Source organism: uncultured Erythrobacter sp., assembly GCF_947502395.1.
In the GTDB taxonomy this organism is placed as follows: domain Bacteria; phylum Pseudomonadota; class Alphaproteobacteria; order Sphingomonadales; family Sphingomonadaceae; genus Erythrobacter.
Window position 1 is genome coordinate 620,180 of record NZ_CANMZM010000001.1, and the last position, 18,489, is coordinate 638,668.

The following is an 18,489-nucleotide window of genomic DNA, read 5'->3' on the forward strand; positions in this document are numbered from 1 at the left end:
GTCTTCGTGTTTCATGGCTTCACCGAGGCATGGAATCGCCCCTGAAAAAGCCTCTGGTTCGCAAAAACCTTAGCGCGGCTGTCGCAGTGGGCAAGCGTGTAGCCTTCCTAGGGAAGATTCCATTGGGGATAAGGCACCTTGATCTGTCGCTTAAGGCGTTTCTGAAAGCTCGGCGACTACCCGCCGTGATGCTTCGACGCCTACCAATCCAGTGGTATATGCGATCAAAAGCGAAGTGACCTCTTCTTTGCTCTTGCCGCTTTGCTCAATGATCTCATCACGCAATGCGAAAGCGGGTTCGCGCAATTCATCAGGCGGTCGGAACGTGAGCAGGTTGAGCGCATCCAGAGGCATATCGCGCAGGGCCGGAAGAAAGAGATCATCAAATCGGCTCGAGTCGAATTTCAATTCTCTCAGCCGCTGGCGGCCTTCGATCAGCATTTGATCGCCAACGATGCCGAGCGCGAGAATGGCGAGTTGTTCTTGCTCGTCGGTCAGGTGCTCCGCACATTTCCCGACGATCGGAACCAAGTTGGCCATCATTTCCTTGTCTTCCAGAAATCTTACAGAAGGGTCTGAAAGAGACGTGAGGAATTGCTCGAACAGCACCGCTCTGTATTCGGGTTGCTTTTCAATTTGAGCGCGTCCGCATTCGACTGGGTCATCGATTGGCTGAGCCCATGCAATCGAAGGCAGCGATATCGCAAACGCGACGGACAAAACTGTTCTCAATCGAATGATCTGCACCGTAGCTACCCCACCATCGCCATACCTCCGTTCACATGCATCGTCTCACCCGTGATGTAGCCGGCCTCGCGGCTCGCAAGGAATGCACAGGCAGCCCCGATATCACCCCCATCACCCATTTTGCCCATGGGGATCTTGGCGTTGATGGTTTCGGTCTGCTTTTCATCAAGCGCGGTTGTCATCGCCGTGCGGATAAAACCAGGGGCGACGCAGTTTGCGGTGATCCCGCGTGAAGCGACTTCCTGCGCGAAGCTTTTGGTCATGCCGGTGAGCCCCGCTTTCGCCGCGCAATAGTTCATCTGACCCGGATTGCCGGTGTGTCCTACCACGCTGGTAATGTTGATGATCCGGCCAAACCGGCCCTTCATCATCGGCCGAGCAGAGGCGCGCATCAGGCGGAACGCCGCCTCAAGATTTACGCCAACGACAGCGTCCCAATCCTCATCCTTCATTCGCATTGCAAGACCATCGCGAGTGATGCCAGCGTTGTTCACAAGGATGTCGATCCCGCCAAGAGTATCGAGTGTTGCAGGGATCAATTCCTCGACTTGCACCTTGTCAGAAAGGTTGCAGGTAATCTCGACATGATCGCCCGCCTCTGGCGAGCCAACTTCCGAAATCAGCTGTTCGCGGAAGGCGCGCAGCTTATCTCCGTTGGAACCCGAAAGCGCAACACGCGCCCCTTGCTTAGCAAGCGCAATCGCAATTGCCGAACCGATCCCACCGCTCGCGCCCGTTACAAGCGCATTCATTCCATCCAATCGAAACATTATCGGCTCCTCACCAATCGAAATAATATATCACAGCGTCTTCGCGCTCGTGCTTGAAACCTTGATAGAGGCCATTGGCCGCATCGTTGTCCGGCTCGGTCCCCAGCCAAATCTCATCGATCCCCTCGGCATCTGCGCGTTCGAATACCTTTTGCATAAGGCTCCGCGCAATGCCTTTGCGTCGCCAATCGTCTCCTGTGCCGATCTCGTCAAGGAAGAGCTCGGTTGGTTTGTCTGGATGCGTGTGGATGACGGCCATCACCATGCCCACGACAATATTGTTATGGATCGCCACGCCCATCCAATTGGCTGGGTTAGCCAGATAGCGCTTGAGTCTTGCCGGATCGATCGCGTGATCAAATGTTCCCGGCGCAATGCTCTTCAGCAGATGTGTGTTCGCCGCGTCAATCCAATGGGTCGAGAGAGTGAGCGTACTCAAAGCGTGCTCGCGAAACCTTCCAAATCCTCCATTGAGAGAAGGCTGGTGGCCTCCGCTTCGCCTGCGATCTTGCGGATCATCGGGGAAAGCACTTTGCCACCCAGCTCGACGAAATGCTCAACGCCCTCGGCATGCATTGCTGCGACACTCTCACGCCAGCGAACACGCCCAGTGACTTGCTGAACAAGCAGGCTTTGTTCCTCGGCCGGATCGGTGACTTTGGCTGCGGTCACATTGGCATAAAGGGGCAGAGCGAGCGTGCCCGGTGGCGTTTCAGCCAGGGCCTCGGCCATGCGATCGGCAGCAAGCCGCATTAACGAGCAGTGGAAGGGCGCAGAAACTGGCAGCAGCACGCCGCGCTTGATCCCATAATCTTTCACGAGAGCAACGGCGCGTTCAATAGCGCCTTTGTGGCCAGAGATCACAACCTGGCCGGGATCATTGTCATTGGCGACTTCGCACACTTCACCTTCTGCGGCGGCTTCGGCAAGCGCAGTTGCCTTGGTTATGTCGGCACCTAAAAGAGCCGCCATCGCTCCCTCTCCTACGGGTACCGCTGCTTGCATCGCTTGCCCGCGCAGCTTCAGAAGGCGCGCCGTGGTGGCGAGATCAAATGCTCCCACAGCGCAAAGAGCTGTGTATTCACCCAGAGAGTGACCAGCGACACATGAGCCTGTTTCCGCAAGCTTCACACCGAAGTCGTTCTCCAAAACTCGCAAAGTCGCGATCGCATTCGCCATAATCGCAGGCTGCGCATTTTCGGTGAGGGTCAGCTGATCCTCTGGCCCTTCGGCCATGATCACCGAAAGATTGAGATCCAGCGCCTCATCGACCTCTTCAAACACTTCACGCGCGGCGCTGCTGGCGGCGGCGAGCTGTGTGCCCATGCCGACTTTTTGACTTCCCTGACCGGGGAAAACAAAAGCTCTCATTGAAATTCCTCCTGTTGAGGCGCGCCGTTACGAAGCTGCAGCCGGGCCTGCAAGCCCGAATGGCACAACCCTGTTGGAAGCTGTGTGTCCAATTTCTGCGCGCCCGAGATAGGGTATTCCTGCTCTCGCACACCAAAACTTGGCGACCTCTTCCTCGTCTTGCCCAAATGGAATGTCGTTTTCCGGGATGTCGGTCACTGCACCCAGCCTGAGACCCGCAAGTCGCGGCAGACTGCCCGCTAGCGCGAAGAACACCCGGTCAATCGCGTACAATTGTTCACTCACCTCCTCGACCATCACGATATGACCAGTCAGGTCTGGCATCATCGGTGTCTTCGCGAGCATCGCGAGGGTGATAAGATTGAAAGCAGCCGTGGGCGTTGTTCCATCAAGGCTGGGCTCTAGCCCTGAATTGTCACCACTAAGCCATCTGAGAACTCGGCGAACCGCCTCTGCCCCACGCTCTGATCTGGCGCTAGTCGGCATTGAACCATGGGCGCATTGGCCAATCCCGGCACGATAGAGCGCACCTAGCAGATAGCCACAATCCGAAAAGCCAACATATGTTTTGGACTTCGCCGAAGCGTTCAAGCGCGAGATCGCCGCCTCCGCAATGCGATTAGAGCCATAGCCGCCGCGCGCAAACCAAACTGCATCAAAAGCAGGATCATTGGCGCAATCGAGAAAGCCCGTCAGCCGTGTCAGATCATCGCCAGCAAAATGGCCCATTCGCTCAAAGCACTGATCGTGGAATGTCACCAAGTGATCAGGGAATTCTGCGGCAACCAATTCCTGAAGCGCGGTCGCATGATCGCGGGTGATGGCCCTTGCCGGTGCACAAATGGCGATATTTGTCATGAAGCCAGCCTAGGGCGCTTGTAACTGACTGTGCAAGCCCATAACCATACGGCCTATGGATGAACCAATGGGTCAGGTGCGGGAACAACACCCTTTCTTTTTTTGCGGTATCGGTGGTTCGGGCATGCTCCCGCTGGCGCAGCTTGCGCAGGGATTTGGCTATAAAGTGGCCGGGTCTGACCGCTCCTATGACCAAGGGCGCACGCCGGAGAAGTTCGCTTGGCTCTCCGAAAATGGCTTCACGCTCTTTCCGCAAGACGGAAGCGGGATCACTTCCGAAAAACAGGTTCTGATTGCCTCAGCGGCTGTCGAAAACACCGTTCCAGAGGTCGCCCGCGCAAAGGAACTTGGCTGCGAACGGATGACCCGCGCCGAACTTCTGGCGCAGTTGTTTAACGATGCTGGCTATTCCGTCGCGGTTGGCGGCACATCGGGCAAAAGCACCGTCACCGGCATGATCGCATGGGTATTGGCGGATTCCAGCCATGACCCTACCGTGATGAACGGCGCGGTGATGAAGAACTTCGTCGATGAGGCCAATCCATTTGCAAGCGCTCGCGTCGGTTCACCGCGCATCTTTGTCAGCGAGGTGGACGAAAGCGACGGATCAATCGCCTTGTTCAAACCCACCATCGGCGTGCTTCTAAATGTCAGCCTCGATCACAAATCGATTGAAGAACTGCGCCAGCTCTTTGGTGATTTCATATTCGAAGCAGGCTGCGCAATCATCAATCTCGACGACGACGAATCACGCAGACTTGCGGGGCGGGCTTCGCAAAAGGTCACCTTTGGCATTCACGATCAATCTGCCGACATCACGGTTGAGCCGGACTCAATAGAACACGGCCCTTTAAGCATTCGCGCAGTCCTGATCGACAATCGCTCAAAAGAGGTGTTTCCACTGGAATTGCCGATGCCGGGTATGCACAACCTTTCCAACGCCTTGGCCGCCATTGCGGCCATGAGCGCGGCGGGCATTGAAGTTTCAAAGTCCATCTATGCGCTCAGCCGCTTTGAGGGACTTGCACGCCGCTTTGACGTTGTGGGGACAAGCTCCAGCGGCATTAGCGTGATCGATGACTTTGGCCACAACCCGGAAAAGTGCGCCGCCACATTACGCACTTTGAAAGCAACCAAGGGACGTGTCATCGCCTTCTTCCAGCCGCACGGTTACGGTCCCTTGCGGCAAATGGGCGATGAGCTTGCGCAGACCTTCGCACGCGAGTTTGGCGAAGGCGACATCACCATCATGTGTGATCCGGTCTATTACGGTGGCACGGTCGACCGCAGCGAGGGCACCGAGCGGATTATTGGCCTAATTGAGCAGCATGGCGGCTCGGCAGAGCACATTCCCTCACGCGATGCATCCGGCGATAGGATCGTGGAGTTAGCTCAGCCCGGTGACAGGATTGTCATTATGGGTGCGCGCGATGACACCTTGAGCAGCTTTGCACGCGGAATATTGGAGCGGCTGACGTGACGATTTATCGCCTCGCGCTGCGGCACATGCAATTGATGCTGTTCGCAACGCTCGCGGCGTTTATGTTCGTCATCACGATTGACAAATGGATGGGGCATTCGACCTGGGCGTTTGCGGTCGCGGTGTTGATGCTCATCGCATTTAACGCCCGGATTCGTCTGTTTAATTGCCCAAACTGCGGCAAGAACCTGTTTTTCCGAGGCTCTATCATTGTCCCATGGCCCAATAAGACCTGCGGGAATTGCGGGGCAGACTTGGACGCAGGGGGCTAAGACCTAATCGTCATTGCGAGGAGCCGCAGGCGACGTGGCAATCCAGAGCGGTTTCGCACAGCGCCCTGGATTTCTTCGCTGCGCTCGCAATGACGGTAGGGGGTTAGGGCGCGCCCGCTTTTTCCTTAGCCACTGCGATCTTGTAAGCCTCACGCGAAGTTAGGCGGTCGCGGTACGTTTTAATCGGCTCAGGAATCCGTCCATCAAGGCCTACGGATTTAGCCAATATCAACGCATAGCCAACGCAAATATCGGCGACGGTGAAGCGATCTGCGCACAGAAACTCACGGCGTTCCAGACGCTGCTCAATCTTCACAAGGCGCTTTTCAAACCAATTGGCATAGGCGTGGCCTGCATCCTCCCAACCCTTGTGCTTCTCGAACAGAGCAAAACGCATATAGACTGTCTGCGGAAAGGTAATCGTGGCGTCGGCGTGGTAAGTGTAATCGAGATACTCGCCGTAATCCTTCTGACCTGGAGCAACGATCAGCTGATCCGCGCCGCCCATCACCGCAAGATAATGCGCAATCGCGCAGCTCTCGGTCATTTGAGTTTCGCCATCGACGAGCATGGGTATCGTGCCTAGCGGATTGGTTTCCAGGTACTCAGGCGCCTTGTGCCTGGGTGGAAAGGGCAGCATCCGAAGATCAAGCTTAATGCCCGCCTCCTCTGCCGCCCATGTTGCGCGAAGCCCGCGCGAACCTGCGCAGGTGTAGAGGATGGGCGCGGTATATTGTCCCTCTGGCATCAATGGGAGCCCTCATAACCAATCACATTGTGCAATAGGAAGGCAATGGCTGCGCCCAGCGCCAAGCCAATCACTCCTGAAATCGCAGCATAGGTGATCCAACCGGCAATACCGGATAATGCTCCAGCAACCCCCGCGACCGCATATTCAGCGCCATGCGCAATGTCGTACAGCAGGTGGAAGCCGACCTCATGCGTGCCGTGGAGAATAATCCCGCCGCCGACCCAGAGCATCGCAATGGTGCCGATGAAAGACAGGGCGATGAGCAGCTTCGGCATGGCTCGCAACAGGAAGACTCCGAACCGGCGAACGTTCGTGATCTCGCTCTCGCGGAGCATCCTGAGGCCAACGTCGTCCATCTTCACGATCAACGCCACCGTTCCATAGACCACAATCGTCACTACAAATGCTACCAATGCCAGCGCTAGGCCGCGCTCCCACCAAGTCGGCAGATCCAGCTCGCTCAAAGTGATAGCCATGATCTCTGCTGACAGGATCAAATCGGTTCGCACTGCTCCTGCGATGCGCTGTTTCTCGAATGTTGCGGGATCGGTAATTTCATCATCGACGGTTTTGCCGTGTTTGGCCCCGCCCAACTTCTCCATCACCTTTTCAGCGCCCTCATAACAAAGGAAAGCGCCGCCGAGCATCAGTATCCAGATGATCGCTTGCGGCAGAAATTCGGATAGAAGTATGGCACCGGGCAGCAGGATGATAAGCTTGTTGGACAAGCTCCCCTTGGTGATCGCCCAGATAATGGGGAGCTCACGTGCCGGAGACAGCCCCGTCACATAACTTGGCGTCACCGCTGCATCGTCAATGACTACGCCTGCGGTCTTTGATCCAGCTCGCCCGGCGGCCATAGCGATGTCATCAACAGAGGCCGCAGCCGTGCGAGCGATTACAGCGACATCATCAAGCAGTGCGACTAAGCCTGAAGGCATTTCAATACTCCTGTTCGATTATTGCAATCTCTCTTGCAAGCCAATCGCGTCAAGCTTTCTGGCCATGTAGCTTGGGGAAATCCTCTCAGCATGCTAATGATCGGCTGCAATGAAGAGTGGATTCAAATTCGTGCTTATCCCGTTTGCGATTGTTGCTGTGGGGTTGTTTTTGATTGCGAGCCCCGGGCTCGAAACTGAGGGTTGTGCGTGCTTACCGCCTCCTGATGACAAAGAGATTCGGCGTCTCATAGAAATAGCGGAAAAGGGCGACACCAGCGAGAGCATCAGGGCGACTGGCATGGTCGCTTCAGCTTACGTTGAACGGTCTGATGAGCGTAACGCGCAGGTCTGGCGCAAGAAAGCAATGGAGGTGGGCGATCCGCATACTCTATACTGGCTGGCTGACAGAATTGGTTGGAAGGCGAAAGACGAGCCCGATACAAATCGAAAGATCGAAATGTTGCGAGAGCAACTGTCGCTATTGAAGCAGGCTTTTCCTAACAGGCGAATGTTCGACCCGATTGGCCGAAGCGTCTACGCAAGTTCCCTCAGAAGCACGCAGGCGACATTAACCGTATTATTGGATGGCGAACAGGTCTGGCTCAAACGAGCGGAGGCCGGCGATCCTATCGCAGCCTACCATATGGCCCGGTTCTACTTTTATGCAGAACTGGATCAGGACAAGCGAAGTAGATGGGAAGAAATCGCGGGAAAGGCTGGCGATCCAGAATTGGCTCATGAGATGGCATGTTGCTGGCGCAAGAGTCAGAAAGACCTTTTGGACGGGGATGCCATCATCGAGAATGCCCGTTCTCGCGAAGACTTGTTGGCAAGTGTCAGCGATCCTTGGGTGCGATCGGTATTCATGTCCGACCTGGATGCCGCGCAGTTCCAGATAAGGCGAAGGCTGAAAGAACTCAAAGAGTCCGAAGCCCAACGATAGATTGGCTCATTTCACGCTATGTAGCTTGCATTCCCCATCAAACTCGTTATGTGCGCGCAACCCTTCTTTCTTAGGAGGGTAGAAGAAAGCCGGAGGGGCCCTGCAATCCCGCAGACAAGCCAGCGATCGGCATTACAGTGTAAGGACGTGAAGCATGGCTCTGTATGAGCACATCTTCCTCGCGCGTCAGGACCTGAGCCAAGCTCAAGTCGACGCGCTGGCGGCCTCGGCGACCGAAATCGTCGAAGCGAACGAAGGTAAGGTCACAAAGACCGAAACTTGGGGCCTTAAGTCCCTCGCCTACAAAATCGACCGCAATCGCAAGGCGCACTTCGTCATGCTCAACATCGACGCCCCAGGCTCGGTTGTTGAAGAGCTCGAGCGCCAAACCCGTATCAATGAAGACGTTATTCGTTACATGACCATCCGTGTTGAAGAGCACGAAGATGGTCCTTCGGTAATGATGCGCAAAAACGAGCGCGATCGTAAGCGCCGTTCAGACCGTGAGGAGCGCGACTGATGGCCCGCCCGTTTTTCCGCCGCCGCAAGTCTTGCCCATTCTCAGGCAAGGAAGCCCCAAAGATCGACTACAAAGACGTGCGTTTGCTGCAGGGCTTTATGTCCGAGCGTGGCAAGATCGTGCCTTCGCGCATCACTGCCGTCTCAGCCAAGAAGCAGCGTGAACTGGCCAAAGCCATCAAGCGCGCACGCCACATCGGCCTGCTTCCCTACATCGTGAAATAGGAGACTGACACATGGATATCATTCTCCTTGAACGCGTCGAGAAGCTCGGCTCTATTGGCGATGTCGTCACCGTAAAGGATGGATATGCTCGCAACTTCCTTCTTCCACAGAAGAAGGCACTGCGTGCTAACGAAGCCAACAAGGCCGTGTTTGAAGCCAACCGTGAGCGTCTTGAAAAAGAGAACGCTGAAAAGCGGACCGTGGCAGAAGCCTCTGGCGAGAAAGTTGCAGGCGCTGAGGTTATCCTCATCCGTGCCGCATCGAACACCGGTCAGCTTTATGGTTCGGTCAATGTTCGCGACATGGTCGCTGGCTTAACGGAACAAGGTCACGATGTTGACAAGAAGCAAGTCATCATGGGCGCACCAATCAAGACGATCGGTATGCACGATGTGACCGTTGCTCTGCACCCTGAGGTGCACGTAACCGTGAAAGCCAACGTTGCACGTTCTGACGATGAAGCTGAGCTTCAGACCCAAGGCGTCGACGTTCTTGCGCAAATGTTCGAAGATGAACAGCGCGAGATCGAAGAAGCGGCGGCTGACACCAAGATCGACAATGCTGGTCTTGAGCCTGGCGAAATCCCCGAAGAGCTGTTCGAAGAAGGCGCTGCGCCTGAAGCTGAGGAAGCTGCCGACGAAGGCGAAGCGGAAGCCGGTGAGGAGAGCGAGGGCTGATTGGCCTGCTCCCCATAAGAGCCATTCAAAAGGGCGCGAGAGTCACAAGACTTTCGCGCCCTTTTTGTAAAAGACCCTCAAACGGCCTAGATGAAACCAAAACAACAACAGGAAAAACTATATGACCCCAATCCCCGCTATCCTTGAACAATTGCAGCAGCACTACAACGACGCCATCCAAGCTCTGCGCGATGATGTCATCGCCTTTGGCAAGACAGGCGCCATTCCGCCCGAGCGTAAGCGCCATGACGGGAGCTACGCCTATCCTCAGCTGACATTGCATTATTCAGGAGTGGGTGATCCCCAAGACCGCAGCCGTGCTTTCGGCCGGCTGGAAATCCAGGGAACATATACAACGACCATCACACGGCCTGATCTGTTTGCGGCCTATCTTGAAGAGCAACTTGGGTTGATCGCCGCAGAATATGAAATCGACGTAACCGTAAGCCGGTCGCGCCAAGAAATCCCGTTCCCTTATGTGTTGGATGGTGAAGCAGGCGCGGCGATGCAAGGCATTGCCCCGCAGGATATCGCACAATTTTTCCCTTCGACCGACCTGTCCTTGATTGGCGATGAGCTGGCTGATGGGATCGAATTTGACGAGAATGCCGATATGCCGCTGTCGCTATTCGACGGCCTGCGCACTGATTACTCGCTTGCTCGGCTTGCGCACTACACCGGGACCAATGTTGAAGACTTTCAGGACTTTATCCTGTTCACCAACTATCACCGCTATGTCGATGAATTCGTCAATTGGGGAGCGCAGCAGATTGGCGAAAACAAATATGTCGCGCTGAAAGGCGCCGCCGGTCTCCATATCGAAGAAAGCACCGACAACGCGCAGGCCCAATTGAATGATACCGCTTGGCGAAAGCACCAAATGCCAGCGTATCACCTCATCCGCGAAGACGGCAAAGGTATCACCCTCGTCAACATTGGCGTCGGCCCGTCGAACGCCAAGACTATTTGCGACCACCTAGCGGTCCTTAGGCCTCATGCATGGATGATGATCGGTCACTGCGGAGGCGTTCGTTCAAGCCAGAAGATTGGCGATTTTGTGCTCGCCCACGCTTACTTGCGCGATGACCATGTGCTCGACGGCGTGCTTCCTCCCGAAGTGCCAATCCCGCCCATCGCCGAGGTTCAACTTGCTCTAGCGGGTGCCGCAGAATCGGTCTCAGGGGTGCAAGGCGCGAATATCAAGCAACGTATGCGCACAGGCACTGTGGTCACCACCGATGACCGCAATTGGGAGCTGCACTACTCAAGCTCTGCCAAGCGTTTCTCACAGAGCCGCGCGATTGCCGTTGAGATGGAAAGCGCCACGATTGCCGCACAAGGATATCGCTTCCGCGTACCTTATGGAACGCTTCTGTGTGTGTCTGACAAGCCGCTACACGGTGAGATCAAACTGCCGGGGCAAGCGAACAAGTTCTACGAAGAGGCGATTGCGGCCCACCTCCAGATCGGCCTTGAGGCGTGTAAGCATCTTCGCGATGAAGGTGACCGTTTGCACTCACGCAAATTGAGGGCATTTAACGAGCCGCCTTTCCGGTAAGTCGGCGCCTTCTAGCCGCTTGGGGTAGATCGCCCAACAAAGCGATCCATCACAACCGCTATAATCACCCCAAAGAATGCCACCAAAAAGGCTGTGACTTTGATCGGCTGCATGAAGGCTGCGATACCGGCGAGAGTGTCGCTTCCAGTGTCTTGCAGCAATTGGATGAATTGCGAGATCGTCTCGGTGTAATCGGTGATGCCAAACACAACACCGGCAACGCATATGAAGAGGCCAATCACGCGGAGCACTCCTTCGCGCTTGGTCGCAAACTCACGACCAGCCAGAAAACTGCCAAAAGCGTAAATCCATATCCATGCAAGATCGCCAATCATGGCCACGATCGCAGAATTCTGCACTCCGGCCTCGCGCCATTGGGTCTGAATCTCGTTAACCCGATCGGCTGTGCCTGCCGCTTGGTGCGCCAAAATATCGAAAGTCACATCGCCTTGGGTTATTCTTGAGGACAAGAAAATCACAAATACGAAGACGGCAAGGCTGATAAGCCATGTCCTGATGCTGATCTTTTCGTGCATTCCCTCACCCCTCTTGCCGTAATCTAGTCAGCGAAAAACTCGACCAATGCATTTCCAAATGCGCCATCTGCAACGCTACTCATATGGGTCCCGGGTATCTCGCGGTATCGACCATCGGGAAGCGCCATTGCCAGATCCTTGGCCGAGCCGTTGTCTTGGTCTTTATTGCCGCAAATCAGCGCTGTGGGCATTGTGATCTTTGCCAGATCAGCATTCGCGACGTCATCCACTGCTCCCAGCAGGAGTCTCGCCGCCTCGCGATCAATGCCCATGGTTTTCATGAATGACTTAGCCATGAAGGCCCGGTCGCCGCGCTTAATTTCATCAAAGCGGTCGATTGCATCGATGAAAAAGGATGAGCGGTTCTTCCATCCCGATAGCCCCTGCAATCCCATCCCGCAAAGCGCCAAACGCCGCGGGGTGAGACCGTCGATCACGCCCTTCGCAGAGGTGCGCGCACCGAGCGAAAACCCGCCAAGGTCATAGTCGCTGAGGTCAAAATGCTCGACCAGCGCCGCAAGATCCTTGGTTAATACTCCAACTGGGTAATCGCCCGCATGGTGAGACTTAGTACTTGCCCCATGCGCGCGCAGGTGCGGCATTATGACTTGAAATCCTGCCTCCACGAGTTTCGCGGTATGGCCAAACTTGATCCAATTCATCTCCGCTGATGAAAAAAGCCCATGGACCAGCACCAACGGCCTACCTTCGCCCACCACGGTGACCGCCAAGTTTGCGCCGTCAAAGCTGGCAAAACGAGAGCTGTTTAATTCGACCATGAAAGCAATTTCATCCATTCCTCTTGAGTGGCCGGCTGTGTATCCCATTGCGGCACATCCTCGGGCAACAAGACCCAGTCCTGTTTGCTCTTGGTCCAGATATGCGCAATCGGATCAAGCGTTTGCGATTCATCGAGCGAGCCACCTTTGATCGTCACCATGAACGGCCGATTGTCGCCAGCGTGGTAGAGACGACTGCCACAGCGAGGACAAAAATGGCAGTTGGTATGCGAGCCGCTATCGGTCGGCCGCCGCCAGACCGCGGTCTCGCCTTCAATCTCAAGGTTTGTCTTCATCACCGGCACCGAGATGCCAAAAGCACTGGCTGCTTGCATCTGACACTCACGGCAATGGCAAGCATAAGAGGTCAATCGCTCCGCAGTGATGCGGTAGCGCACAGCGCCGCACTGACAGCCGCCGACAAAACTCACCGCTTGGCCAATCCCTTTTGCTCCATCCGCCATTTGGCCATGTCTACGCGGTCTTGGCCAAAGAAAGGCTCGCCATCGACCACAAGCGTCGGCACGCCCCAATGACCCGCTTCATGAAGCGCATTGGTGTTGCCTTCGATTTCTACATCAAGCGCGTCTAAATCGTTTGCGGCTTCCGCCTCAAGCTCTCCAAAATCGAGCCCAGCGCGTGCTGCGGCCTGCGCCAGATGATCGCCTTCGTGCCAGTTCTCGGTCGAACCGTCCCAGATGATCGGCGCCACTTCAGCGGCAAACTCAAGGCCTTTGCCTCGGCGTGTTGCCGCCTGTCCCAATCGACAAATCCGGAAAATATAGGGCTGATCCTTGGCAATCTCACGCGTGCTTAGGTCTTGCACAATTGGATCGGGGCGCGGCCAGCTCAAAGGGATATTCAGGAACTGCGCAGCCCGCATGCAATCCATCACGATATAGCGCGGTGCTGCGGGATTGCCGGTGAAGAGGATATCGGGATCACGCACCGCAATCGGCAAAACCGTGCGCAAAGTGATATCGAGATCATAGTCACGCGCCATATCCGCATACCGGCCAATAGCCAGATAGGAATAGGGCGAGCGGAAGCTGAAATAGAGGTCTGCTTTTATTGTCATTCCGACAGCTTAACGCGCTTCACCGGAAAAAACACCGCTATCGGAAAAAACACTGGGTTCCGGCATAGAGCATGGAGACAGTGCCTTTATCGACAAAGCCGCCCATCGCGTTGCTAAGAGCAAACTCCTCACCCAAAGTGCTGCCTTCAATCGGTGAGTATCCAGCTGTGTCCGCCAGCTTCGCTGCCGGCATCCCAATGGCAACATCGGCGTCGATTTGAATGTTGCTCGCTTCATCTTCGGGCGCGGTTCCGATGTTCCATCCGACCAAAGAACCACCTTGGAAATTGACCGTAAGCTCGCTTGAATAGCTGGTCATCGCCATGGCCCCTGCCCCGCATTCGTCAATTTCGTTACGGCTAACCGGTTCGCCAAGAACACTGGCAAGCGCGGCTTCAACCTCATTGCGGCCCGCAGCGAAATAGAAGCTTTCAGCGCCCGCAACGAGCCCCTCGCCATGAAGCGCAACTAGGCCTTCATCAACGATATCAACGGGCACATCGCCTGCCATGCGGTCCGCAGGCGAAGGCACTTGGCCGCTATCGCAAGACACTAGTGCAACTGAGAGCAGGCAAACCGAGAGAGAACGCATGATCATCAGCCCTTCTTAAGGTGACGCCGTCCGAGAAGCTCTGCGATCTGGACAGCGTTCAGAGCCGCACCTTTGCGAAGGTTGTCAGAAACACACCATAGCGCAAGGCCATTCTCGACCGTTGCATCTTCGCGCACACGACTGATGTAGGTCGCGCTGTCGCCGGCGCTTTCTACGGGCGTCACATAGCCCTCGTCTTCGCGCTTATCGATCAGCATAATTCCGGGTGCCTCGCGCAGAATCTCTTGGGCCTGCTCGGCTGAGAGCTCCTTCTCGAACTCGATGTTCACGGCCTCGGAGTGGCCGACGAACACAGGGACCCGCACGCAGGTCGCTGTAAGCTTGATTTTCGGGTCGAGGATCTTCTTGGTCTCAACCGTCATCTTCCATTCTTCTTTGGTGAAACCATCGTCGAGAAAAACATCAATGTGGGGGATGACGTTAAAAGCGATTTGCTTGGTGAACTTCGCAGGCTCAACAGGGTCGCCGACAAAGATCGCGCGGGATTGTTCGAAGAGCTCATCCATGCCCGCTTTGCCTGCGCCTGAGACAGACTGATAGGTCGAGACCACAACGCGCTTAATCGTCGCTGCATCGTGAAGCGGCTTCAGTGCCACCACAAGCTGTGCGGTCGAACAATTGGGGTTCGCGATGATGTTTTTCTTGGAATATTCGTCAATCGCGTCCGGGTTCACCTCAGGCACAATCAGAGGCACATCCGGGTCCATGCGGTAAAGCGAGGAATTGTCGATCACCACGCAGCCAGCTGCCGCTGCCTTTGGCGCATATTCCTTTGCTGGGCCAGAGCCAGCAGCGAACAGCGCAATATCCCAGCCTGACCAATCAAAATGCTCAATATTCCGACATTTAAGCATCTTGCCCGTGTCGCCATACTCGACCTCGGTCCCGTGGCTGCGGCTGCTTGCAACAGCGGCGATTTCATCAGCAGGAAATTCGCGCTCGGCCATGATTTGCATGACTTCGCGGCCTACATTTCCGGTCGCACCGACGACTGCTACACGGTAGCCCATTCTCGCATTCCTTCACGTCAATTTGGGTTGCGCCGAACGTCTCGCCGGCTAGCTTGGCCCCAATAGGGAGACTTCATGCAGGTCGATACACAAAACTGGCACCATAAGGCACGATATTTCGACTTTCAGGGGCACCAGATTGCCTATTGGACAGGAGAGAATACGTCTGCGCGTCCTTTATTGCTGGTGCATGGCTACCCAACCTGTGCGTGGGACTGGACCAGCGTGTGGGATCAGCTAGGCGCAGATCATTATTTGATCGCGTGCGATATGCTCGGCTTTGGGCTCTCTGATAAGCCCAAGAGCGGTTATTCGATCCATCGGCAAGTAGATTTGCAAGAAGCGTTGTTGACCCATCTTGGCGTCAGCGAGTTTGACGCATTTGTTCATGACTACGGGGTCTCGGTGGGTCAAGAATTGCTTGCGCGCCAACAGGACGGATCAGGGGCGCAAGGCCTTGGAAAAATGGTGTTTCTGAATGGCGGCATCTTCCCCAATCAGCACCGCCCCGTGACCATGCAGAAGATCGGCGTATCACCCATTGGCTTTGTGCTGGGTCTGCTGATGAACCGAGAGCGGTTTGGGAGCAGTTTCTCTCAAGTTTTCGGCCCAGACACCAAGCCGCCCGCACAGGAGCTTGATCAGTTCTGGGAGTTTATCGCGTACAATTCGGGCAACCGCATCATGCACAAGCTGCTGCACTACATCGCGGATCGACGCACGCATAAGGATCGCTGGGAAGCGGCTCTGGTGGGCGCTGAGAGCAAAATCGGTCTGATCAACGGCGCGGTCGACCCGGTCTCAGGTAAGCACGCCTATGACAAATGGCGCGAAGTGGTGCCTAGTGCGCGGCACCATCTGTTGCCAACGATAGGCCACTATCCCCAGGTCGAAGCGCCAGATGAGGTGGCGGCTAAGGTGCTGGAGTGGCTCAACACACCCTAACCGTCATCCTGAACTCGTTTCAGGATAACAGCGGCATAGCACCAAGGTTAGAGGGTTATCCCGAAACGAGTTCGGGATGACGCTTTCTACTCCGGCGGCGTCACGCCATGCGCCTCAAGGAAGCGGAAGATTGAATTCCACATATGCGGGCTGATCTGCTCACCAGACACACGGTGCGTGTAGCCGGGATAAAGCATCATCTCGAAGGGCACATTGTTCTCTTGCAGAACGCTGATGAGCTCGGATGAGTTTTCAAACACCACATTGTCATCCGCCATGCCGTGGATGAGGAGCAGCGGATCGCTGATCTTAGTCGCATCTGGGATAGCGCTCGCTTTCTCATAGGCCTCAGGCACTTCGCGTGGGTCGCCCATAAAGCGCTCGGTATAGTGGGTGTCGTAAAGTTCCCACTTGGTAACTGGCGCGCCAGAAATGCCCGCGGCGTAGAGCCCTGGATCGGCCTGAAGCTGTTTTAACGTCATATAGCCGCCGTAAGACCAGCCATAGAGCGCGATCTTGTCGCCATCGACATAGTCGAGGGTCTTCAAGAAGTCAGCGCCGGTCTTTTGATCAACCACTTCAACCCCGCCCATTGCGCGGTATATAGGCTGCTCAAACTCAACGCCGCGGTTGGCGGTGCCGCGATTGTCGAGCGCAAAATAGATATAGCCTTTATCGACCACAGCCTGTGCGAGCGCCCCGCCCCAGCCCTTGTCCACGATCTGCGGACCCGGACCTGAGTAGTGATAGTAGAACACCGGATACTTCTTGCCCGGCTCCATATCGGGCTTGAGCATCATGTAGTGGAGCTCAGTGCCGTCTTCAGCAGGGATCGTGCCGTATTCAGGCATGGTGTGGCTCAGAAGGAACGGCGTATAAGGGTGATCCTCGCCAAGCGCGTTCTCTTCAACCCAGGTGAGGCGCTGTCCCAGATCACCTGCAAGATAGCTTTGCGTCGGCTGATCGGGTGCAGAACGGCTTATCAGCATAAGCGAACCGGTCGGGTCCATGCTGGCGGTGTTGGTGTAATCCAAATCAGTGAGCAACACGGGATCGCCTGATCCATCCAGCTTGGCACGATATATTTGCTGCGTCAGCACGTCTGTGGTCGCTTGATAGAAGAACTCGCCCTTTGCTTCGTTTACGCCGACCAACGATGTTGTTGGTGAGGAACCAGAGGTCAGCTGGATCGCAGAATTGCTTTTCCCCTGTCCGTCAAAACCGATGCGATAGAAGTGGCCATAACCGTCACTTTCGGACCACCACAAGAGGCTACCGTCTTTCAGGAAGCGATAGTTGTCAGACAAGTTTATCCAATAGTCTTCTTGTGCTGCCTTCTCGGTAATTGCGATCGAACTTTCGCCGGTCGCCGGGTCGACACGTAAGACATCAAGCACAGTCTGCTCGCGGTTCTGACGTTGGACATAGAGCATGCCATCGGGGCCCCAATTGACCCGCGCGATGTAAATGTCAGTCTCTGCGCCCAGATCGACCTTCACGCGGTTCCCGCCATCGGGATCCATCACAAAAAGCTCAACAATCGCGTTGTCAGAGCCTGCCACAGGATAGCGCTGATCGAAAACCTTAGTGCCCGTTGCGCCAATTGCTGCCCTGGTAACGATACCCACGGGGCTTTCATCAGTGCGCTGGACTGCGAGCCGCGTATCGTTGCCGTTCCACCAGTAACCGGTGAGGCGGCTCATCTCTTCTTGCGCGACAAATTCAGCCTCGCCCCAACGGATGGTGTCATCCTCCTTAGGGGTTATCGGCGAAGCATCGGCACCAACCGCGCCCACCCACAGCTGACGGTCACGAATGAAGGAGACGAAGCCGGCCTTTGGTGACAGCTTCGGATTGAGTTCGCTCTCTTCGGTATCGGTGAGGCGGGTCACATCGCCATCAAGCCGGGCGAAATAGAGATCGCCATCGATCGGCACCAGCACGCCAGAGGCATCGCTCGCCCACTGGTAGGTGATGATGCCCTTTAGGCTCCCCACACGCTCACGCTCGCGCTGCATCTTTTCGTCTTCGGAAAGCTCGCGCCCCGAACCCACTTCCTCGCTATCGACAAGCATCCGCCATTCACGGGTCTCAAGGTCAAAGCCCCACAAATCATAGCGCGACGCGTCTTCGGCCCGGTTCCGCAGAAGCGTCAGGTAACGCCCGTCAGGCGAAAACTTAACTGCACGCGGGGATGATCCATTCAGCGAAGGCGAGGCGAAAACGCGCTCAAAAGTGAGCTCGGGAGTATCGGTCATTTCGGTCTGGGCCATAACTGTTGTCGAGAGAAGTGCGGCGGTGGCAGCGGCAAGAAATAGGCGCATTCAGAAGTTTCCTCGTCATTGCGAGCGAAGCGAAGCAATCCAGCATCGGACCCTGGATTGCCGCGCAACCTGTTGGTTGCTCGCAATGACGA

General features: G+C 55.8%; 21 protein-coding genes and 1 pseudogene. 8 read left to right on the top strand and 14 right to left on the bottom strand.

The window, feature by feature from the left end:
- Window positions 1–150 precede the first annotated feature (150 nt).
- From Q0778_RS02895 to Q0778_RS02915, 5 genes are read right to left on the bottom strand one after another with little or no spacing between them, the layout of a single operon-like run.
- Entirely contained in the window at window positions 151–747 is a 597-nt protein-coding gene (locus tag Q0778_RS02895) for a hypothetical protein (RefSeq protein ID WP_298333878.1), read from the bottom strand.
- Window positions 748–752: 5 nt separating this feature from the next.
- The gene (fabG, locus tag Q0778_RS02900) at window positions 753–1,517 is read right to left on the bottom strand and encodes a 3-oxoacyl-[acyl-carrier-protein] reductase (RefSeq protein ID WP_298304594.1); all 765 of its coding nucleotides are present in this window, start codon (window positions 1,515–1,517) and stop codon (window positions 753–755) included.
- A 10-nt stretch (window positions 1,518–1,527) separates the two neighbouring features.
- Window positions 1,528–1,956: a GNAT family N-acetyltransferase gene (locus Q0778_RS02905; protein WP_298304591.1), complete on the bottom strand. Its 429-nt coding sequence runs from the start codon at window positions 1,954–1,956 to the stop codon at window positions 1,528–1,530.
- The gene (gene fabD / locus Q0778_RS02910; protein ID WP_298333880.1) at window positions 1,953–2,888 is read right to left on the bottom strand and encodes an ACP S-malonyltransferase; all 936 of its coding nucleotides are present in this window, start codon (window positions 2,886–2,888) and stop codon (window positions 1,953–1,955) included. Before fabD ends, Q0778_RS02905 begins: the two co-directional genes overlap by 4 nt.
- Before the next feature lie 27 nt (window positions 2,889–2,915).
- A complete protein-coding gene (locus Q0778_RS02915; RefSeq protein WP_298333882.1) occupies window positions 2,916–3,746 on the bottom strand; it encodes an LD-carboxypeptidase in 831 nt (276 codons plus the stop codon).
- A gap of 55 nt (window positions 3,747–3,801) precedes the next feature.
- Between Q0778_RS02915 and Q0778_RS02920 the strand changes: the two genes are divergently transcribed.
- Together Q0778_RS02920 and Q0778_RS02925 are read left to right on the top strand one after the other, a co-directional pair.
- Window positions 3,802–5,226 (top strand): Mur ligase family protein, encoded by a 1,425-nt coding sequence (locus tag Q0778_RS02920; RefSeq protein ID WP_298333884.1) that lies wholly within the window; start codon window positions 3,802–3,804, stop codon window positions 5,224–5,226.
- Window positions 5,223–5,498, top strand: a complete 276-nt coding sequence (locus Q0778_RS02925) for a hypothetical protein (RefSeq protein WP_298304579.1) — start codon at window positions 5,223–5,225, stop codon at window positions 5,496–5,498. Before Q0778_RS02920 ends, Q0778_RS02925 begins: the two co-directional genes overlap by 4 nt.
- 103 nt (window positions 5,499–5,601) lie before the next feature.
- Here Q0778_RS02925 and Q0778_RS02930 read toward each other — a convergent pair whose 3' ends face one another.
- Together Q0778_RS02930 and Q0778_RS02935 are read right to left on the bottom strand one after the other, a co-directional pair.
- Window positions 5,602–6,246 carry a glutathione S-transferase family protein gene (locus tag Q0778_RS02930; RefSeq protein WP_298333888.1) on the bottom strand — a complete coding sequence of 215 codons (645 nt, stop codon included), beginning with the start codon at window positions 6,244–6,246 and terminating at the stop codon, window positions 5,602–5,604.
- Complete coding sequence (locus Q0778_RS02935) at window positions 6,246–7,190, bottom strand: DUF808 domain-containing protein (RefSeq protein ID WP_298333890.1); 945 nt, start codon at window positions 7,188–7,190, stop codon at window positions 6,246–6,248. Before Q0778_RS02935 ends, Q0778_RS02930 begins: the two co-directional genes overlap by 1 nt.
- Before the next feature lie 109 nt (window positions 7,191–7,299).
- Between Q0778_RS02935 and Q0778_RS02940 the strand changes: the two genes are divergently transcribed.
- The 5 genes and pseudogenes from Q0778_RS02940 to Q0778_RS02960 all read left to right on the top strand — a co-directional run.
- Entirely contained in the window at window positions 7,300–8,133 is an 834-nt protein-coding gene (locus Q0778_RS02940; protein WP_298333892.1) for a hypothetical protein, read from the top strand.
- A 154-nt stretch (window positions 8,134–8,287) separates the two neighbouring features.
- Window positions 8,288–8,653, top strand: a complete 366-nt coding sequence (gene rpsF / locus Q0778_RS02945) for a 30S ribosomal protein S6 (RefSeq protein ID WP_298304569.1) — start codon at window positions 8,288–8,290, stop codon at window positions 8,651–8,653.
- Window positions 8,653–8,877: a 30S ribosomal protein S18 gene (gene rpsR, locus Q0778_RS02950; protein WP_034957989.1), complete on the top strand. Its 225-nt coding sequence runs from the start codon at window positions 8,653–8,655 to the stop codon at window positions 8,875–8,877. The genes rpsF and rpsR overlap by 1 nt, the downstream gene beginning before the upstream one ends.
- 11 nt (window positions 8,878–8,888) lie before the next feature.
- The gene (rplI, locus tag Q0778_RS02955) at window positions 8,889–9,554 is read left to right on the top strand and encodes a 50S ribosomal protein L9 (RefSeq protein WP_298304564.1); all 666 of its coding nucleotides are present in this window, start codon (window positions 8,889–8,891) and stop codon (window positions 9,552–9,554) included.
- 115 nt (window positions 9,555–9,669) lie between these two features.
- Window positions 9,670–11,112: pseudogene (locus Q0778_RS02960) on the top strand (AMP nucleosidase); the annotation flags it as partial.
- Between the two features lie 11 nt (window positions 11,113–11,123).
- On the opposite strand, the gene Q0778_RS02965 reads toward Q0778_RS02960, so the two are convergent.
- The 6 genes from Q0778_RS02965 to Q0778_RS02990 are packed head-to-tail and all read right to left on the bottom strand — an operon-like array spanning window position 11,124 to window position 15,128.
- The gene (locus Q0778_RS02965; RefSeq protein WP_298333894.1) at window positions 11,124–11,648 is read right to left on the bottom strand and encodes a hypothetical protein; all 525 of its coding nucleotides are present in this window, start codon (window positions 11,646–11,648) and stop codon (window positions 11,124–11,126) included.
- Between the two features lie 23 nt (window positions 11,649–11,671).
- Window positions 11,672–12,445 carry an alpha/beta fold hydrolase gene (locus Q0778_RS02970; protein ID WP_298333896.1) on the bottom strand — a complete coding sequence of 258 codons (774 nt, stop codon included), beginning with the start codon at window positions 12,443–12,445 and terminating at the stop codon, window positions 11,672–11,674.
- Complete coding sequence (locus Q0778_RS02975) at window positions 12,415–12,891, bottom strand: GFA family protein (protein ID WP_298304556.1); 477 nt, start codon at window positions 12,889–12,891, stop codon at window positions 12,415–12,417. The genes Q0778_RS02970 and Q0778_RS02975 overlap by 31 nt, the downstream gene beginning before the upstream one ends.
- On the bottom strand, window positions 12,855–13,505 hold the full coding sequence (locus tag Q0778_RS02980; RefSeq protein WP_298304550.1) for a DsbA family protein: 651 nt from the start codon (window positions 13,503–13,505) through the stop codon (window positions 12,855–12,857). Before Q0778_RS02980 ends, Q0778_RS02975 begins: the two co-directional genes overlap by 37 nt.
- Window positions 13,506–13,542: 37 nt before the next feature.
- On the bottom strand, window positions 13,543–14,097 hold the full coding sequence (locus tag Q0778_RS02985; RefSeq protein WP_298333898.1) for an aspartate-semialdehyde dehydrogenase: 555 nt from the start codon (window positions 14,095–14,097) through the stop codon (window positions 13,543–13,545).
- Window positions 14,098–14,102: 5 nt separating this feature from the next.
- Window positions 14,103–15,128: an aspartate-semialdehyde dehydrogenase gene (locus tag Q0778_RS02990; protein WP_298304544.1), complete on the bottom strand. Its 1,026-nt coding sequence runs from the start codon at window positions 15,126–15,128 to the stop codon at window positions 14,103–14,105.
- Window positions 15,129–15,203: 75 nt separating this feature from the next.
- On the opposite strand from Q0778_RS02990, the gene Q0778_RS02995 reads away from it, so the two are divergent.
- A complete protein-coding gene (locus Q0778_RS02995) occupies window positions 15,204–16,073 on the top strand; it encodes an alpha/beta hydrolase (RefSeq protein WP_298304541.1) in 870 nt (289 codons plus the stop codon).
- An 86-nt stretch (window positions 16,074–16,159) separates the two neighbouring features.
- Here the strand turns inward: Q0778_RS02995 and Q0778_RS03000 are convergent, their stop codons facing one another.
- A complete protein-coding gene (locus Q0778_RS03000; RefSeq protein WP_298333900.1) occupies window positions 16,160–18,397 on the bottom strand; it encodes a S9 family peptidase in 2,238 nt (745 codons plus the stop codon).
- Window positions 18,398–18,489 lie beyond the last annotated feature (92 nt).

Bases quoted from the DNA above. Each gene is read 5' to 3' on its own strand.
- fabG (WP_298304594.1), bottom strand. From the start codon at position 1,517: ATGTTTCGATTGGATGGAATGAATGCGCTTGTAACGGGCGCGAGCGGT.
- fabD (WP_298333880.1), bottom strand. From the start codon at position 2,888: ATGAGAGCTTTTGTTTTCCCCGGTCAGGGAAGTCAAAAAGTCGGCATG.
- Q0778_RS02915 (WP_298333882.1), bottom strand. From the start codon at position 3,746: ATGACAAATATCGCCATTTGTGCACCGGCAAGGGCCATCACCCGCGAT.
- Q0778_RS02920 (WP_298333884.1), top strand. From the start codon at position 3,802: ATGGATGAACCAATGGGTCAGGTGCGGGAACAACACCCTTTCTTTTTT.
- Q0778_RS02930 (WP_298333888.1), bottom strand. From the start codon at position 6,246: ATGCCAGAGGGACAATATACCGCGCCCATCCTCTACACCTGCGCAGGT.
- Q0778_RS02935 (WP_298333890.1), bottom strand. From the start codon at position 7,190: ATGCCTTCAGGCTTAGTCGCACTGCTTGATGATGTCGCTGTAATCGCT.
- Q0778_RS02940 (WP_298333892.1), top strand. From the start codon at position 7,300: ATGAAGAGTGGATTCAAATTCGTGCTTATCCCGTTTGCGATTGTTGCT.
- rpsF (WP_298304569.1), top strand. From the start codon at position 8,288: ATGGCTCTGTATGAGCACATCTTCCTCGCGCGTCAGGACCTGAGCCAA.
- rpsR (WP_034957989.1), top strand. From the start codon at position 8,653: ATGGCCCGCCCGTTTTTCCGCCGCCGCAAGTCTTGCCCATTCTCAGGC.
- rplI (WP_298304564.1), top strand. From the start codon at position 8,889: ATGGATATCATTCTCCTTGAACGCGTCGAGAAGCTCGGCTCTATTGGC.
- Q0778_RS02965 (WP_298333894.1), bottom strand. From the start codon at position 11,648: ATGCACGAAAAGATCAGCATCAGGACATGGCTTATCAGCCTTGCCGTC.
- Q0778_RS02970 (WP_298333896.1), bottom strand. From the start codon at position 12,445: ATGGATGAAATTGCTTTCATGGTCGAATTAAACAGCTCTCGTTTTGCC.
- Q0778_RS02975 (WP_298304556.1), bottom strand. From the start codon at position 12,891: ATGGCGGATGGAGCAAAAGGGATTGGCCAAGCGGTGAGTTTTGTCGGC.
- Q0778_RS02980 (WP_298304550.1), bottom strand. From the start codon at position 13,505: ATGACAATAAAAGCAGACCTCTATTTCAGCTTCCGCTCGCCCTATTCC.
- Q0778_RS02985 (WP_298333898.1), bottom strand. From the start codon at position 14,097: ATGCGTTCTCTCTCGGTTTGCCTGCTCTCAGTTGCACTAGTGTCTTGC.
- Q0778_RS02990 (WP_298304544.1), bottom strand. From the start codon at position 15,128: ATGGGCTACCGTGTAGCAGTCGTCGGTGCGACCGGAAATGTAGGCCGC.
- Q0778_RS02995 (WP_298304541.1), top strand. From the start codon at position 15,204: ATGCAGGTCGATACACAAAACTGGCACCATAAGGCACGATATTTCGAC.
- Q0778_RS03000 (WP_298333900.1), bottom strand. From the start codon at position 18,397: ATGCGCCTATTTCTTGCCGCTGCCACCGCCGCACTTCTCTCGACAACA.